Source organism: Sulfitobacter sp. R18_1, from assembly GCF_017743915.1.
Classification (GTDB): Bacteria; Pseudomonadota; Alphaproteobacteria; order Rhodobacterales; family Rhodobacteraceae; genus Sulfitobacter; species Sulfitobacter faviae.
Map to the genome: position 1 here is coordinate 251,091 of NZ_JAGHRG010000005.1, position 14,514 is coordinate 265,604.

Here is a 14,514-nt window from a genome sequence, read left to right on the forward strand (position 1 = left end):
CGCGCCTTTGTATAGAGAAAGATCACGAAGCGCCGACACTCGGCGCTGTGGAGCGGAGTAGAAAGATGACAGACTGGAGCACCTCGAGCTGGCGCAGCAAACCGCGCGTCCAGATGCCCGATTACCCTGACCAAGCCGCATTGCAAGCGGTTGAGGCACAGCTGGCACGCTATCCGGTCCTCGTTTTTGCGGGCGAAGCACGCCGGTTGAAGAAACATCTGGCCGCCGCGGGCCGTGGCGAAGCCTTCCTTTTGCAGGGCGGCGACTGTGCGGAGAGCTTTGAGCAATTCAGCTCGGACGCCATTCGCGACACCTTCAAGGTGATGTTGCAGATGGCCATCGTGCTGACCCATGGGGCCAAGGTGCCGGTGATCAAACTGGGCCGCATGGCCGGTCAATTCGCCAAGCCGCGCTCGGCCCCGACCGAAGTGGTGGATGGCGTGGAACTGCCCAGCTACCGCGGCGATATCATCAACGATCTGGCCTTCAACGAAGCGGCGCGTATCCCCGACCCGCAAAAGATGCTGCGCGCCTATACGCAGGCCGCCGCCACGCTGAACCTCTTGCGCGCCTTCTCGACCGGGGGCTATGCCGACGTGCATCAGGTGCACGGCTGGACGCTGGGCTTCACCGATGACGAAAAGGCCGAGAAGTACCGTGAGATCGCCAACCGCATCTCCGACACGCTTGATTTCATGGCCGCCGCTGGGGTGACCGCCGAAACCGCGCATACGCTGCAATCGGTGGAATTCTACACCAGCCACGAAGCGCTGCTGCTGGAGTATGAAGAGGCGCTTTGCCGCCGTGACAGCCAAACCGGCAAGTGGCTCGCAGGCTCGGGTCACATGATCTGGATCGGTGACCGCACGCGGCAACCCGACGGGGCGCATGTGGAGTTTGCCAGCGGCGTGCAAAACCCGATTGGCCTGAAGTGTGGTCCCTCGATGACCAGCGATGACCTCAAACAGTTGATGGCCAAGCTGAACCCCGAGAATGAAGAGGGCCGTCTCACCCTGATCTCGCGCTTTGGTGCGGGGCAGGTGGGCGATCACTTGCCGCGTCTGATCAAGACTGTTCAGGAAGAGGGCGCCAATGTCGTCTGGACCTGCGACGCGATGCACGGCAACACGATCAAATCCTCCACGGGCTACAAGACCCGGCCCTTCGATTCCGTGCTGCGCGAAGTGCATGAGTTCTTTGCCGTGCATAACGCCGAAGGTTCCGTCCCCGGCGGTGTGCATTTCGAGATGACCGGCCAAGACGTGACCGAATGCACCGGCGGTGTGCGGGCGGTCAGCGACGAAGACCTGTCGGACCGTTACCACACGGCCTGCGACCCGCGGCTCAACGCCAGCCAGTCGCTGGAACTGGCCTTCCTCGTGGCGGAGGAACTGTCGAACCGCCGCGTGGCTCAAACTGCGCGGGCGGCAGGGTAACAGCCCCGGCCTGCACTTGATTGTGACGGAAGAAACGCCGTCCCGCTTGCTGCGGGGCGGCGTTTTCGCGTTCCGAGGGCGGCGGACGGGCTATTCCTGCTCTGACTTCACCAGACGCAGATAGGGCGGAATCTCACCCGATGGGGCGGCGGTGAAGCTTGCTTTCGGCTCTGCGAATCCGGTTTCGCGTGGCAAAAGCGGCTGCTGCAAGGGATCGGCATGGCACACAGGTTTGGCCACCCCGCCAAAGGCGCTATGCCGTGTGGCCTGCGCCAGATCGAAGCGCCGCGGGGTTTGGCCGATCTCCCCCAGCACGACGAGACAGCCCAGCACCCGACTGACATCGTCCAGATCGCTTTTCAGCGGCAAGAGCAGCATCCGCCCCGTCAAGGCAGGCCGCCCATAGCTCGCCGCCGCGCCCAAGTGCAGCGTGATCTGGCCGGGCATCTGAAACACTTCTTCCAGCGCTTCGCTGACACGGGCGCGCGATTGCGTCCCGAAAAAGGCGGTGATCGGCATGCCGCGCACCTCCATCCCCATGAGGTCACGCAGATGGCCGCCCGCAATCCGCAACCGTCCGACACCCACCGCGACACGTTCGAGGATAAAGGCATATTCCAATGCCTGCTCAATCCCGCGCGGGTCGATATCCGACCGCCGCGGCATCAATCTGTTGCCGCGCAGGGCCTCCCAATAGGCTTCGACCTGCGCGAGCGGGCCATAGCCAACATGCGTCCGATGATCTGACATGGCGACAACATTCTGCGCGGTGTGGCCTGTATTGCCCATTGAAACTCACCCATAAGGACTTGGCCAATACAGCAGCCGTTTTTGAAACGACAGCGGCACAATGCGGCCGAAATGATTACCAAATCATTAATACCGCAGGCGGTTAAGGAATTCGTCATGCTTTCGCTGAAGTGGTTAACGCGTGAGCCAAGGGATCCGCCGGGCCGAGGGGCCGGGGGCTTGCCCCTCGCGGGGGTTTCGCCGTAAGGCAGGACATGACCGCCCTTGCAAGGAACGCGCCGATGATCAGGTCCATGACAGGTTTCGCCTCTGCCTCCGGTGCTTTGGAGGGTTGGAGCTGGTCTTGGGAGCTGCGCGCGGTCAATGGCAAAGGGCTCGACCTGCGGCTGCGCCTGCCCGATTGGGTCGAGGGGCTTGAGGCCGCTCTACGCAAACAGATTTCGGCGGAGGTGGCGCGGGGCAATCTCACCTGCAACCTGCGCATCTCCTCGGCTGAGAGTGACGGCAGCTTGCAGATCAACGAGGCGCATGTCGACACGCTGCTGACCGCCCTGCATGAGATTGAGGCCCGCGCGATGGGTGCCGGTGTGTCGCTCGCGCCCTCGCGGGCAAGCGACATTCTCACCATGCGCGGCGTGCTGGAACAGGCCGAGCAGGCACAAGACATCGACGCGCTGCGCGACGCTTTGCTGTCGGAAGTGCCGACCCTGCTGCGTGATTTCAACGAGATGCGCGCGCAGGAAGGCGCGGCGCTGGCCGGTGTGATGCAAGAGCAGTTGACCGAGATCGATAACCTCGCCGCCGAAGCCGCCGCTTTGGCCGAGGTCCGTAAGGAAGAAACCGCTGCCCAGTTGCGCCGCAACCTTGCGCGCGTGCTCGACAACAGTGAGGGCGCGGATGCGGACCGGGTGGCGCAGGAGCTGGCCTTGATCGCGGTCAAGGCCGATGTCACCGAAGAGATCGACCGCCTTGCCGCCCATGTCGCCGCCGCGCGCGCGCTGATCGGGCAGGGCGGGCCGGTGGGGCGTAAGCTGGATTTCCTGATGCAGGAGTTCAACCGCGAAGCCAACACGCTCTGCTCCAAGGCGCAGAGCACCGAATTGACGACTGTCGGTCTGGCCCTGAAGGCGGTGATCGACCAAATGCGCGAACAAGTGCAAAATGTGGAGTAAGACGTGACAAACCCAAGCCGACGCGGCCTTCTGATCATCCTCAGTTCCCCCTCCGGGGCGGGCAAATCGACCATGGCCCGCGCCCTGCGCGCATGGGATCCGACGATCAACTTCTCGGTTTCCGCCACCACCCGCGCCCCCCGTCCGGGCGAGGAGGACGGCACCGATTACCGCTTTGTCGGCGAGGAGCACTTCCGTCAGGCCGTGGCCGAAGGCGAGATGCTGGAGCACGCGCATGTTTTCGGCAACTTCTACGGCTCGCCCAAGGCGCCCGTGCAGGCAGCAATTGATCAGGGGCAGGACATCCTCTTTGACATCGACTGGCAGGGCGCACAGCAGATCCGCAACTCGGATCTAAACACCCACACGCTGTCGATCTTCCTGCTGCCGCCCTCGATCACCGAGCTGAAACGCCGTTTGGAAAGCCGCGGGCAGGACGATGCCGAAACGATTGCCAAACGCATGGGCAAAAGCTGGGATGAGATCAGCCATTGGGACGGCTACGACTTCGTGCTGGTGAACGACGATCTCGACCAGACCGAGGCGCGGCTGAAATCCATCATCACCGCCGCGCGCCTGCGGCTGAGCCAACAGCCCGCCATCAAGGATCACGTTCGCCGTCTGCAATCCGAATTCGAGGAATTGAAATGACCCTCTACGCCCTCGCCGATGCCCGCCCCGAAGTCTCCCCCGATGCATGGGTCGCCCCTGACGCCAATGTCATCGGCAAGGTGACGCTCGGCCCTGAAGCCTCTGTCTGGTTTGGCAGCACCCTGCGCGGCGACAATGAGATGATCACCGTGGGCCGCGGCAGCAACGTGCAAGAGAATTGCGTCTTTCACACTGATATGGGCTATCCGCTGTCCGTGGGCGAAGATTGCACCATCGGCCATAAGGTCATGCTGCATGGTTGCACCATCGGCGACAACTCTCTGATCGGCATGGGGGCCACGGTGCTGAATGGTGCCAAGATCGGCAAGAACTGCCTGATCGGGGCAGGGGCGCTGATCACCGAAAACAAGGTGATCCCCGATGGGTCGCTCGTCATGGGCGTGCCAGGGAAAGTAGTGCGTGAGCTTGACGCGCAGGCGATCCAACAGTTGACCGCGAGCGCCAAACACTATGCCGAGAACGCCGCGCGCTTCCGCCGCGATCTTGAACCGCTCTGACATGGGCAGCACCGCCGTTACATTGGCCGATGTGGTGGCGGCGCTGCCGCTGCCAAGCGTGGCCATCAACGCCGAAGAGCGGATTACCGTTCTGAACGCGCCCGCCGAGGATCTGCTGGGCAAGGGGCTGCTGGGCCGCCATTTCGTCACCGCGCTGCGCCAGCCGGGGCTGGTCGAAGCGGTCGAGCGCTGTCTCGCGGGCGCGGGGCCGTGCCAAGCGCGCTTTACCAGCACCGGCGGCGAACATGGCACCACCTATGACGTCAGCCTGCGCCCGGTGGGGGACCACGGGATTGTCCTGCTCAGTTTCAACGATGTGACGGAGATGGCGCAGGCAGGCCAGATGCGCCGCGATTTCGTGGCCAATGTGAGCCATGAGTTGCGCACCCCGCTCACCGCGCTCATCGGATTTATCGAAACGCTGCAAGGCCCGGCGCGTGATGACACGGCGGCGCGTGAGCGATTCTTGGGAATCATGGCGCAGGAAGCGGAGCGGATGAACCGATTGGTGGGAGAGTTGCTGTCCCTCAGCCGGGTCGAGGCCGAAGAGCGCGTGCGCCCGGAGGTGCCGATCGATCTGCGCGATGTGCTGCGCGGCACCCTGCGCAACCTCGCCCCGCTGGCGGTGGATAGCAACGTGACATTGGCGCCGACATTGGGCGATGCCCCGGCGCTTGTGCTGGGGGATGCGGACCAATTGGTGCAGGTCTTTACCAATCTTGTCGAGAACGCGATTAAATACGGCGGGCGCGACAACAGGGTCGAGATCTCGGTTAAAAGCACGGCCCATGACCCGGCGATGCGCGGCCCGGCGGTCTATGTCAGCGTGCGCGACCATGGCCCCGGCATTGATGCGATTCACCTACCACGCCTGACCGAACGGTTTTACCGCGTCGACAGTCACCGCAGCCGCGCGCTTGGGGGGACAGGGTTGGGTCTGGCCATCGTCAAACACATCATGAATCGCCACCGCGGGCGGCTCAAGATCACCAGCACCCCCGGCGAAGGGGCCGAATTCCGCGTGATTCTGCCGATGAAACCGGGTTCTGACTGATTTTTGCAGAAATTTGGTGATTCAGGCCGACTGTCATGAAACTGTAACGTTGCTGTCACAAAAGCACAGCACCGCCTTCATAGACGGGGCGCAGATCACCATGGGGTGGTCACCAATTCGCATCTGACAGGAGATATCATGTCACTCGCAAAACTCACCACTTCCGCCCTGGCGATTGCCGCCGTATCCGCAACCGCTGCTGCCGCGCGTGACCAAGTACAGGTTGCCGGTTCCTCGACCGTGCTGCCCTATGCCTCCATCGTCGCCGAAGCCTTTGGCGAAAACTTTGACTTCCCGACACCGGTCGTGGAATCGGGCGGCTCCTCGGCTGGCCTCAAGCGTTTCTGCGAAGGCGTGGGCGAGAACACCATCGACGTGGCCAACGCCTCGCGCCAGATCAAAGACGCCGAAGTGGCGGCCTGTGCCGAGAACGGCGTGACCGACATCATCGAAGTGCGCATCGGCTATGACGGCATCGTCTTCGCCTCCGACATCAATGGCGAGACCTTCGAGTTCACGCCGGTCGATTGGTACAAAGCCCTCTCCGCCAAAGTTGTCGCCGACGGCGAAGTGACCGAGAACCCCTATACCACATGGGATCAGGTCAACCCCGACTTCCCCGCCCAGCCGATCCAAGCCTTCATCCCCGGCACCAAACACGGCACGCGCGAAGTGTTTGAAGACAAGGTGATCCTCGCAGGCTGCGAAGAAACCGGTGATTTCGAAGCCTTCCTTGAAGCCGCGGATGGCGACAAGAAAGCCGCCGAGAAAGAGTGCATCAGCCTGCGCACCGACGGTAAATCCGTGGACATCGACGGCGACTACACCGAGACGCTGGCGCGCATTGAGAGCAACCAAGACGGCATCGGCGTCTTCGGTCTGGCCTTCTACGAGAACAACACCGACAAGCTGCAGGTTGCGACCATGGGCGGCGTCGAGCCGACCACCGAGAGCATCGCCTCGGGCGACTACCCCGTGTCGCGCCCGCTGTTCTTCTACGTCAAGAAAGCCCATATCGGCGTGATCCCCGGCCTGAAGGAATACGCTGAATTCTTCGTCGCCGACGAAGTTGCCGGCCCCGACGGCCCGCTGGCCGAATACGGTCTGGTCTCCGACCCTGAACTGGCCGACACCCAGTCCGTGGTTGCCGATGAGACCGTGATGGGCAGCGGCTCCTAAGCCTTTACCCTTATCGCCGGGGGCGGGTGACTGCCCCCGGTTTTTCGCTTTTTGATCCACCGGGGGACATGTGGGACAAATACTGACAACAGGCGCGGTGCTGCCGCTGGTCATCCTGATCGCGGCACTAGCACTGGGCGGGTATTTCCTTGCACGGCGTCGGGCTTTGGCCTCTGCCCAAGGCGACAGCCGCAAGCTGCATTCGCTGCCAAGCTACTACGGCTATAATGCGGTGATGAGCGTGGCGGTGCCCGCGCTTTTGGTTTTGGGCATCTGGCTGCTGGTTCAGCCGATGCTGGTGCAATCTTCGGTGGTCGATATGATCCCCGCCGAGGCTGTGCCCGAAGGCTCCTCCGTCAATCTGATCATGAGCGATGTGCGTCGTCTGGCCGATGGGCTGGACGCGGCCGTCTCCGCCGGCGTGCTCAGCGCCGCCGATGCGACCGATCTTTCCGCTGCCGATGATCTGCGCGCATGGCTGGGCGAACAGGGCGTTGCCTTGGGCGCCGAGATCAGCCCCGAGGTGCTGCAAGCTGCGCAGGCTTACCGCGAGATGACGGCGACGGGCAATTTCTGGCGCAACATCATCGTGGCGCTGATCGCCTTGGCCGGGCTGGCCATGGTCTACCGCGAAACCGATGCCACCTTCCGCGCCCGCAACCGGGTCGAGGGGGGCGTGAAAGCGCTGCTGATCCTCGCGGCGTCGCTCGCGATCCTGACCACCGTGGGCATTGTGTTGTCGATGCTTTTCGAGACGATTAATTTCTTCAACCTGCACCCCTGGACCGACTTCTTCTTCGGTTCTTCCTGGGCGCCGAACTTCCGCGGCGACAGTGACCTTTCGATCCTGCCGCTGCTTTGGGGGACGCTATATATCTCGCTCATCGCGCTCATGGTGGCCGTGCCCATCGGGCTTTTCGCCGCGATCTATCTTAGCGAATATGCAGGCCCAAAGGTACGCGCCACGGCCAAGCCGCTGCTCGAAATCCTCGCAGGCATCCCCACAATCGTCTACGGCCTTTTCGCGCTGCTGACGGTGGGGCCGTTCCTCGTCCAAGTCTTCGGACGCGGGGAAGAGGGGCTTTTGGGCGTCGATTGGATGTCGGGGGCGACCTCGGTTCTGACCGCGGGGCTGGTCATGGGCATCATGTTGATCCCCTTCGTCTCTTCCCTGTCGGACGACATCATCAACGCGGTGCCCCAATCGCTGCGCGACGGCTCCTTTGGGCTGGGCGCGACCCAGTCCGAGACGATCCGCCAAGTGGTGCTGCCTGCGGCGCTGCCGGGCATCGTGGGCGCCGTGCTGCTGGCCGCGAGCCGCGCCATCGGTGAGACCATGATCGTGGTGCTGGGGGCAGGGGCCATCGCCCGCATCTCGGCCAATCCGCTGGAAGCCATGACCACCATCACCACCCGCATCGTCAGCCAGTTGACCGGGGACAGCGATTTCGCCAGCCCCGAGACGCTGGTCGCCTTCGCCCTTGGCCTGACCCTCTTCGTCCTGACCTTGGGCCTGAACGTGCTGGCCCTCTACATCGTGCGCAAATACCGGGAGCAGTACGAATGAGCGATATCCCCAACCCCGCAGCCCCCATCGCAGACCCGCGCGGAGCCTCTCTGCTGGTCCAAGACGGGCGCACCAAACGCCGCAACGCTTCAGAGGGCCGTTTCAAGCTCTATGGCATCATTGCCATCGTGATCGGCCTCTTGATGCTGCTGACGCTGCTCTTCACCATCATCTCCCGCGGGACCGGCGCGTTCCAGCAGACCTATGTGACGCTTTCCGTGCCGCTGCTGGAAGACAAGCTCGACAAAAATGGCAACCGCGATTTGGAAGATATCAAGAAGGTCTCGACCTTCGGATATTCACCGCTGCTGAAATCTGCCTTTGAAAGCAAGGTCGAAGCGGGCGAGGTTGAGACCGATCTCAAGCCCAAGGCGATGGCAGATATCCTGTCGAAAGACGCCGCCGCCCAATTGCGCAACTACGTCTTGGCCAACCCCGAGCTGATCGGCACGAATGCCGAGTTCGAGTTCCTGACCAACAGCCGTGTCGATGGCTACCTCAAGGGGCGCGTGACCCGCGAAAGCATCGCCAATGACAAGAACATCAGCGCCGAGCAGCTTGATCTGGCCGATGCGTTGATCGCCGACGGCAGCATCGAAAAGCGGTTCAACCTCGACTTCATCACAGGCGCCGACGCCTCTGACGCGAGGCCCGAAGCGGCGGGCATGGGCGTGTCAATGATCGGCTCTTTCGCGATGATGCTGGTGGTGCTGGTGCTGGCGCTGCCCATCGGGGTCGCCGCGTCGATCTACCTCGAAGAATTCGCGCCGAAGAACTGGATCACCGACATCATCGAAGTGAACATCTCGAACCTCGCCGCGGTGCCCTCGATCGTCTTTGGTATCCTTGGCCTTGCGGTCTTTATCAACTACATGCACCTGCCGAACTCGGCCCCGCTGGTGGGCGGTCTGGTGCTGACGCTGATGACCCTGCCGACGATCATCATCTCGACCCGCGCCTCGCTGAAATCGGTGCCGCCCTCGATCCGCGACGCGGCGCTTGGGGTAGGGGCCTCGAAAATGCAATCGGTGTTCCACCATGTGCTGCCCCTCGCCGCGCCAGGCATCCTGACCGGCACCATCATCGGGCTGGCGCAAGCCCTTGGCGAAACGGCACCTTTGCTGCTGATCGGCATGGTCGGCTTCATCGCCTCCAACCCACCGGAAAGCATCGCCGAAGGGCTGATGTCCCCGAACTCCGCCATGCCGGCCCAGATTTACGAATGGGCCAAACGCGCCGACCCGGCCTTCTATGAACGCGCTTGGGGCGGTATCATCATCTTGCTGGTGTTCCTGATCTCGATGAATGCCATTGCCGTGCTGCTGCGCCGCCGCTTTGAGCGACGCTGGTAAACCAAGGACGGGACCATGAAAGACAACAGATATTCGGAGAGTGACGTGACAACCCAACCCGTCAAGATCGCGGCCCGCAACGTGCAGGTCTACTACGGTGACAGCCACGCCATTCGCGACGTGGACATCGACATCAACGACAAGACCGTGACCGCCTTTATCGGCCCATCGGGCTGCGGCAAATCGACTTTTCTGCGTTGTATCAACAGGATGAACGACACAATTGATGTGGCCCGCGTGACCGGCGACATCCGCATCGATGGCGAAGACATCTATGACAAACGGGTCGACCCGGTGCAGTTGCGCGCCAAAGTGGGTATGGTGTTTCAAAAGCCGAACCCCTTCCCAAAGTCGATCTACGACAACGTGGCCTACGGCCCTCGCATCCACGGGCTGGCCCGCAATAAGGCCGACCTTGACGATATCGTCGAACAGGCCCTGCGCCGGGGCGCGATCTGGAACGAGGTGAAGGACCGTCTGCACGCACCGGGCACCGGCCTCTCGGGCGGCCAACAGCAGCGTCTGTGCATCGCCCGCGCCGTGGCAACAGAGCCCGAAGTGCTCTTGATGGACGAACCATGCTCGGCCCTTGACCCCATTGCCACCGCGCAAGTCGAGGAATTGATTGACGAATTGCGGCAGAACTACTCCGTCGTGATCGTCACGCACTCCATGCAACAGGCCGCGCGGGTGAGCCAGAAAACCGCCTTTTTCCACCTCGGCAACCTCGTGGAATTTGGCGACACCGACGACATCTTCACGCGGCCCCAAGATCCGCGCACCGAAAGCTACATCACCGGCCGTATTGGATAATATCATGTCAGATCAACACATTGCATCAGCATTCGACCGCGATCTGGAAGCCGTTCAGGCGCAGATCCTCAAAATGGGCGGGCTGGTCGAAGACGCCATTCGCCGCGGCGCGCAATCGCTGGAAACCCGCGACGAAGAGCTCGCCAATGAGGTGCGGGCAGGGGACAAGGCCATCGACGGGCTGGAAGAGCAGATCAACGAAAGCGCCGCCCGTGTCATTGCGCTGCGCGCGCCCACGGCGATCGACCTGCGTCTGACGCTGAGCGTCATCAAGATTAGCGCCAACCTCGAACGTATTGGCGACTATGCAAAAAACATGGCCAAGCGCACCAGCGTCTTGAACCAGATGGAGCCTGTCAGCGACAGCACCGGCGCGATCCGCCGCATGGCTGGCGCGGTTGAGGCGATGCTGAAAGACGCGCTCGACGCCTATATTCAGCGCGACGCGGATCTTGCGCGCGATGTGATTACCCGCGACGAAGATGTCGACCAGATGTATAATGCGCTCTTCCGCGAATTCCTCACTTTCATGATGGAAGACCCGCGCAGCATCACCGCCTGTATGCATCTGCATTTCATCGCCAAAAACGTCGAACGTATGGGTGACCATGTGACAGCCATCGCCGAACAGGTTGTCTATCTGGTGACCGGTGAGACGCCCGAGGACGACCGGCCCAAAGCCGACCGCACTTCGATCACCACGAAGGACTGAGACGATGGACGTCACACGACCCCAGGTTCTGCTGGTGGAAGACGAACCCGCGCAACGTGAGGTACTGGCCTATAACCTCGAAGCCGAAGGCTTTGAGGTACGCCGGGCCGAAGACGGCGAAGAAGCCATGCTTCTGGTCTCAGAGGCCGCGCCGGATTTGGTGATCCTCGATTGGATGATGCCCTTGATGAGCGGCATTGAAGTTTGCCGCCAGCTTAAATCCCGCGAGGCGACGCGGCACATTCCGGTCATCATGCTTTCCGCGCGCTCTGAGGAAGTGGATACCGTGCGGGGGCTGGAAACCGGCGCGGATGACTATGTGATCAAGCCGTACAACCTGCGCGAACTCATGGCCCGTGTGCGCACGCAGTTGCGCCGCACACGTCCCGCAGCCGCAGGCGCGCTGCTGAGCTTTGACGATATCCAGCTCGACCCAGAGCGTCACCGCGTGAGCCGCGCGGGCAACGAGCTGAAACTGGGGCCGACGGAGTATCGGCTGCTGACGACGCTGCTGGAGAAACCCGGGCGCGTGTTCAGCCGCGATCAACTGCTCGACCACGTCTGGGGCCGCGACATCTATGTCGATACGCGCACGGTGGACGTTCATATCGCACGACTGCGCAAAGCATTGACGCGCGAAGGTGGCGGAGACCCGATCCGAACCGTTCGCGGCGCGGGTTACGCCTTGGGTTAAACTGTCTCATCTCCTCTCAGGACGCCTTTTATTTACATAATACTGATTATCAGTTTCACATATCATCATGCCAGCCCTGTTGTTGCGATTTTCTCGCCACAGTAGCACCGCAATGCCACCTGACGCTGGACAGCGCCAGTTTTGCTCCGTTAACACTATCTAGGTGATTTAATGTGAGTGATTATGGCGTCTGTACTTATCTTGAACGGCCCGAACCTGAACCTTTTGGGCACGCGGCAGCCTGAGGTCTATGGCAAGACCACCTTGGCGGATGTTGAGGCGCTCTGTGCCGAGGAAACCGCACGGCTGGGTCTGGAGATGGAGTTTGCGCAGTCGAACCACGAAGGCAGTCTGATCGATCTGATCCATGCGGCCCGCGGCCAACATGCTGGTATCATTCTGAATGCCGGCGCCTATACCCATACCTCCATCGCGCTGATGGACGCCATCGCCTCTGTCGAACTGCCTGTGGTCGAAGTGCATCTGAGCAATATCCACGCGCGTGAGAGTTTCCGCCACACATCCTATATCGCGCATGTGGCCCTTGGACAGATCTGCGGCTTTGGCGTTCATGGCTATGTTCTGGCCATCCAAGCCATTCAACGTCATATCGTGAGCTAATGATTTTGCGCGACTATCTGCATCAGATCGCGCATAGCCCGACAATCGAAGAGCTCTGGGACGCCCATACGCGACAGATGGCTGACTATGGGTTCGACCGGCTGGTCTACGGCTTTACGCGCTACCGTACACCGACCTCTTTGGGCGACCCGGCGGATTTCGTGATTTTGAGTAATCAAAGCGCGGAATACCTCAACGGCTATCTACACAGCGGGCTCTACTTCAACGCGCCGATGCTGCGTTGGGCACTCAACAACGAAGGCGCTTGTAGCTGGGGCACCTTGGCGGAGATCACGCAGCGCGATGGCCTGTCGGAGACCGAAAAACGGGTGATCGACTTCAACACCAGCATGGATGTGACGGCGGGCTATACGATCAGCTTCCGCTCGATCTCAGCACGTTCCAAGGGGGCGATTGCGCTAACGGCGCGCCGTGGCCTGTCTCAGGATGAGGTGGATGCGATTTGGGCCACGCATGGCGCGGACATTCAGCTGATGAATGAAATCGCGCATCTGAAAATACTCTCCCTGCCCTATAGCAGCCCCAACCGCAGCCTCACGCGGCGTCAACTGGAGGTGTTGCAATGGGTCGGAGATGGCAAGACCACGCAGGATATCGCCCTGCTGATGGGCCTGACGGCGCCTACGGTCGAAAAACACCTGCGCCTCGCGCGGGAGGCTTTGTCGGTCGAAACGACGGCCCAGGCGGTGCTGAAAGCGGCCTTTGCCAACCAGATGTTCGTGATGGATCCGTAATATATTAGGGTATGGAATACCTTACTGGCACCTCAGGTAGTAGATGGCCATGGTCCGCCAGTATCGCGGGTGTTCGCACCCGCGGTACGACGGGCCTTAAATCCTTGTAATACCAAGGCGCTTTTTGGCTCGCCGGTCTCAGTCAGGTTTATTTTTCGCCTGGCTGACCGGACCCTTCCCCTGCCCCATCCAGAACTCGCCCTGATGCTTCGAGCTGTCGTTTGTGTCGGCGTCGCCATCGGTGATTGCCCACGAAAAAGGGCGGCGCATCGGAATGCACCGCCCATATTCATCATGTCGAGAAGGCTTAGCCTTTTGCGGCTTTCGCCACTTCCGCTGCGAAGTCTTCTTTGACGACTTCGATGCCTTCGCCAACTTCCAGACGCACGAAACCGGTGATGGTCGCACCCGCTTCTTCAGCGGCCTTGCCAACAGTCAGGTCAGGGTTCACGACGAAGGACTGGTTCACCAGTGTCACTTCGGACATGTACTTCTGCATGCGGCCGGTGATCATTTTCTCGATCACGGCTTCGGGCTTGCCGCTTTCGCGGGCGATGTCCATCTGAACCTGCTTTTCTTTCTCGACCACGGCCGGGTCCAGATCAGCTTCGGAGAGCGACGCGGGGTTCACAGCAGCGATGTGCATCGCGATCTGCTTGCCCAGTTCCTCGTTGCCACCGGTCATGGCGACCAGAACGCCGATTTTGCCCATGCCGGGTGCGGCGGCGTTGTGGACGTAGGAGACGACAGTCTCGCCTTCGATGCTCTGCATGCGGCGCAGAGACATGTTCTCGCCGATTTTGGCGATGGCGTCTGTAAGGGTGGTTTCAACGGATTTGCCGTCGATCTCAGCCGCTTTCAGCGCTTCGACATCGTCGACTTTCAGCGCGGCATCGGCGATGTTGCTGACCATGGATTGGAATTCGGCGTTCTTGCCGACGAAGTCGGTTTCGGAGTTCACCTCAACCGCGACACCGTGACCGCCTTCGACCTTAACAGCCACGAGACCTTCGGCAGCTGTACGGCCGGATTTCTTCGCCGCTTTGGCCAGACCCTTGGTGCGCAGCCAGTCGACAGCGGCTTCCATGTCGCCGTCGTTTTCTGTCAGTGCCTTCTTGGCGTCCATCATGCCTGCGCCGGTGCTGTCGCGCAGTTCCTTGACCATGGATGCTGTGATTGCCATCTCTTGGTTCTCCTTTGGAAATCGGGTGCAGGCTCAAGGCCCGCCTCTGGTGGAAAT

The 14,514-nt window shown here is 61.4% G+C and carries 15 protein-coding genes; 13 read left to right on the forward strand and 2 right to left on the reverse strand.

From position 1 onward, the window contains the following. The first annotated feature begins 65 nt into the window (after positions 1–65). Positions 66–1,436 (forward strand): 3-deoxy-7-phosphoheptulonate synthase class II, encoded by a 1,371-nt coding sequence (locus J7392_RS12290; protein WP_209217792.1) that lies wholly within the window; start codon positions 66–68, stop codon positions 1,434–1,436. 90 nt (positions 1,437–1,526) lie between these two features. On the opposite strand, the gene J7392_RS12295 is transcribed toward J7392_RS12290, so the two are convergent. Further along, on the reverse strand, positions 1,527–2,225 hold the full coding sequence (locus J7392_RS12295; RefSeq protein ID WP_209217793.1) for a PAS domain-containing protein: 699 nt from the start codon (positions 2,223–2,225) through the stop codon (positions 1,527–1,529). 242 nt (positions 2,226–2,467) lie between these two features. Between J7392_RS12295 and J7392_RS12300 the strand changes: the two genes are divergently transcribed. From J7392_RS12300 to J7392_RS12355, 12 genes are all read left to right on the forward strand, one after another. After that, a complete protein-coding gene (locus J7392_RS12300; protein WP_209217794.1) occupies positions 2,468–3,358 on the forward strand; it encodes a YicC/YloC family endoribonuclease in 891 nt (296 codons plus the stop codon). Between the two features lie 3 nt (positions 3,359–3,361). Beyond that, complete coding sequence (gmk, locus tag J7392_RS12305; RefSeq protein ID WP_120351079.1) at positions 3,362–4,009, forward strand: guanylate kinase; 648 nt, start codon at positions 3,362–3,364, stop codon at positions 4,007–4,009. Further along, positions 4,006–4,527 (forward strand): gamma carbonic anhydrase family protein, encoded by a 522-nt coding sequence (locus J7392_RS12310; RefSeq protein WP_209217795.1) that lies wholly within the window; start codon positions 4,006–4,008, stop codon positions 4,525–4,527. Before gmk ends, J7392_RS12310 begins: the two co-directional genes overlap by 4 nt. Before the next feature lies 1 nt (position 4,528). Continuing rightward, on the forward strand, positions 4,529–5,581 hold the full coding sequence (locus tag J7392_RS12315) for an ATP-binding protein (RefSeq protein WP_209217857.1): 1,053 nt from the start codon (positions 4,529–4,531) through the stop codon (positions 5,579–5,581). Between the two features lie 138 nt (positions 5,582–5,719). After that, the gene (locus J7392_RS12320) at positions 5,720–6,760 is read left to right on the forward strand and encodes a substrate-binding domain-containing protein (protein WP_209217796.1); all 1,041 of its coding nucleotides are present in this window, start codon (positions 5,720–5,722) and stop codon (positions 6,758–6,760) included. Between the two features lie 97 nt (positions 6,761–6,857). After that, positions 6,858–8,327, forward strand: a complete 1,470-nt coding sequence (gene pstC / locus J7392_RS12325; protein ID WP_209217858.1) for a phosphate ABC transporter permease subunit PstC — start codon at positions 6,858–6,860, stop codon at positions 8,325–8,327. Then, complete coding sequence (gene pstA / locus J7392_RS12330; protein ID WP_209217797.1) at positions 8,324–9,679, forward strand: phosphate ABC transporter permease PstA; 1,356 nt, start codon at positions 8,324–8,326, stop codon at positions 9,677–9,679. The genes pstC and pstA overlap by 4 nt, the downstream gene beginning before the upstream one ends. A gap of 15 nt (positions 9,680–9,694) precedes the next feature. Then, positions 9,695–10,492 (forward strand): phosphate ABC transporter ATP-binding protein PstB, encoded by a 798-nt coding sequence (gene pstB, locus J7392_RS12335; protein WP_067266771.1) that lies wholly within the window; start codon positions 9,695–9,697, stop codon positions 10,490–10,492. A gap of 4 nt (positions 10,493–10,496) precedes the next feature. Beyond that, the gene (phoU, locus tag J7392_RS12340; RefSeq protein ID WP_209217798.1) at positions 10,497–11,204 is read left to right on the forward strand and encodes a phosphate signaling complex protein PhoU; all 708 of its coding nucleotides are present in this window, start codon (positions 10,497–10,499) and stop codon (positions 11,202–11,204) included. Positions 11,205–11,208: 4 nt separating this feature from the next. Further along, positions 11,209–11,898 (forward strand): phosphate regulon transcriptional regulator PhoB, encoded by a 690-nt coding sequence (gene phoB / locus J7392_RS12345; protein ID WP_067266767.1) that lies wholly within the window; start codon positions 11,209–11,211, stop codon positions 11,896–11,898. Positions 11,899–12,081: 183 nt separating this feature from the next. Next, positions 12,082–12,519, forward strand: a complete 438-nt coding sequence (gene aroQ / locus J7392_RS12350; protein ID WP_209217799.1) for a type II 3-dehydroquinate dehydratase — start codon at positions 12,082–12,084, stop codon at positions 12,517–12,519. Continuing rightward, a complete protein-coding gene (locus tag J7392_RS12355) occupies positions 12,519–13,274 on the forward strand; it encodes a LuxR family transcriptional regulator (RefSeq protein ID WP_209217800.1) in 756 nt (251 codons plus the stop codon). The genes aroQ and J7392_RS12355 overlap by 1 nt, the downstream gene beginning before the upstream one ends. A 307-nt stretch (positions 13,275–13,581) precedes the next feature. On the opposite strand, the gene tsf is transcribed toward J7392_RS12355, so the two are convergent. Continuing rightward, positions 13,582–14,457 carry a translation elongation factor Ts gene (tsf, locus tag J7392_RS12360; protein ID WP_067262078.1) on the reverse strand — a complete coding sequence of 292 codons (876 nt, stop codon included), beginning with the start codon at positions 14,455–14,457 and terminating at the stop codon, positions 13,582–13,584. Between the last annotated feature and the right edge of the window lie 57 nt (positions 14,458–14,514).

Bases quoted from the DNA above. Each gene is read 5' to 3' on its own strand.
- J7392_RS12290 (WP_209217792.1), top strand. From the start codon at position 66: ATGACAGACTGGAGCACCTCGAGCTGGCGCAGCAAACCGCGCGTCCAG.
- J7392_RS12295 (WP_209217793.1), bottom strand. From the start codon at position 2,225: ATGGGCAATACAGGCCACACCGCGCAGAATGTTGTCGCCATGTCAGAT.
- J7392_RS12300 (WP_209217794.1), top strand. From the start codon at position 2,468: ATGATCAGGTCCATGACAGGTTTCGCCTCTGCCTCCGGTGCTTTGGAG.
- J7392_RS12310 (WP_209217795.1), top strand. From the start codon at position 4,006: ATGACCCTCTACGCCCTCGCCGATGCCCGCCCCGAAGTCTCCCCCGAT.
- J7392_RS12315 (WP_209217857.1), top strand. From the start codon at position 4,529: ATGGGCAGCACCGCCGTTACATTGGCCGATGTGGTGGCGGCGCTGCCG.
- J7392_RS12320 (WP_209217796.1), top strand. From the start codon at position 5,720: ATGTCACTCGCAAAACTCACCACTTCCGCCCTGGCGATTGCCGCCGTA.
- pstA (WP_209217797.1), top strand. From the start codon at position 8,324: ATGAGCGATATCCCCAACCCCGCAGCCCCCATCGCAGACCCGCGCGGA.
- pstB (WP_067266771.1), top strand. From the start codon at position 9,695: ATGAAAGACAACAGATATTCGGAGAGTGACGTGACAACCCAACCCGTC.
- phoU (WP_209217798.1), top strand. From the start codon at position 10,497: ATGTCAGATCAACACATTGCATCAGCATTCGACCGCGATCTGGAAGCC.
- phoB (WP_067266767.1), top strand. From the start codon at position 11,209: ATGGACGTCACACGACCCCAGGTTCTGCTGGTGGAAGACGAACCCGCG.
- aroQ (WP_209217799.1), top strand. From the start codon at position 12,082: ATGGCGTCTGTACTTATCTTGAACGGCCCGAACCTGAACCTTTTGGGC.
- J7392_RS12355 (WP_209217800.1), top strand. From the start codon at position 12,519: ATGATTTTGCGCGACTATCTGCATCAGATCGCGCATAGCCCGACAATC.
- tsf (WP_067262078.1), bottom strand. From the start codon at position 14,457: ATGGCAATCACAGCATCCATGGTCAAGGAACTGCGCGACAGCACCGGC.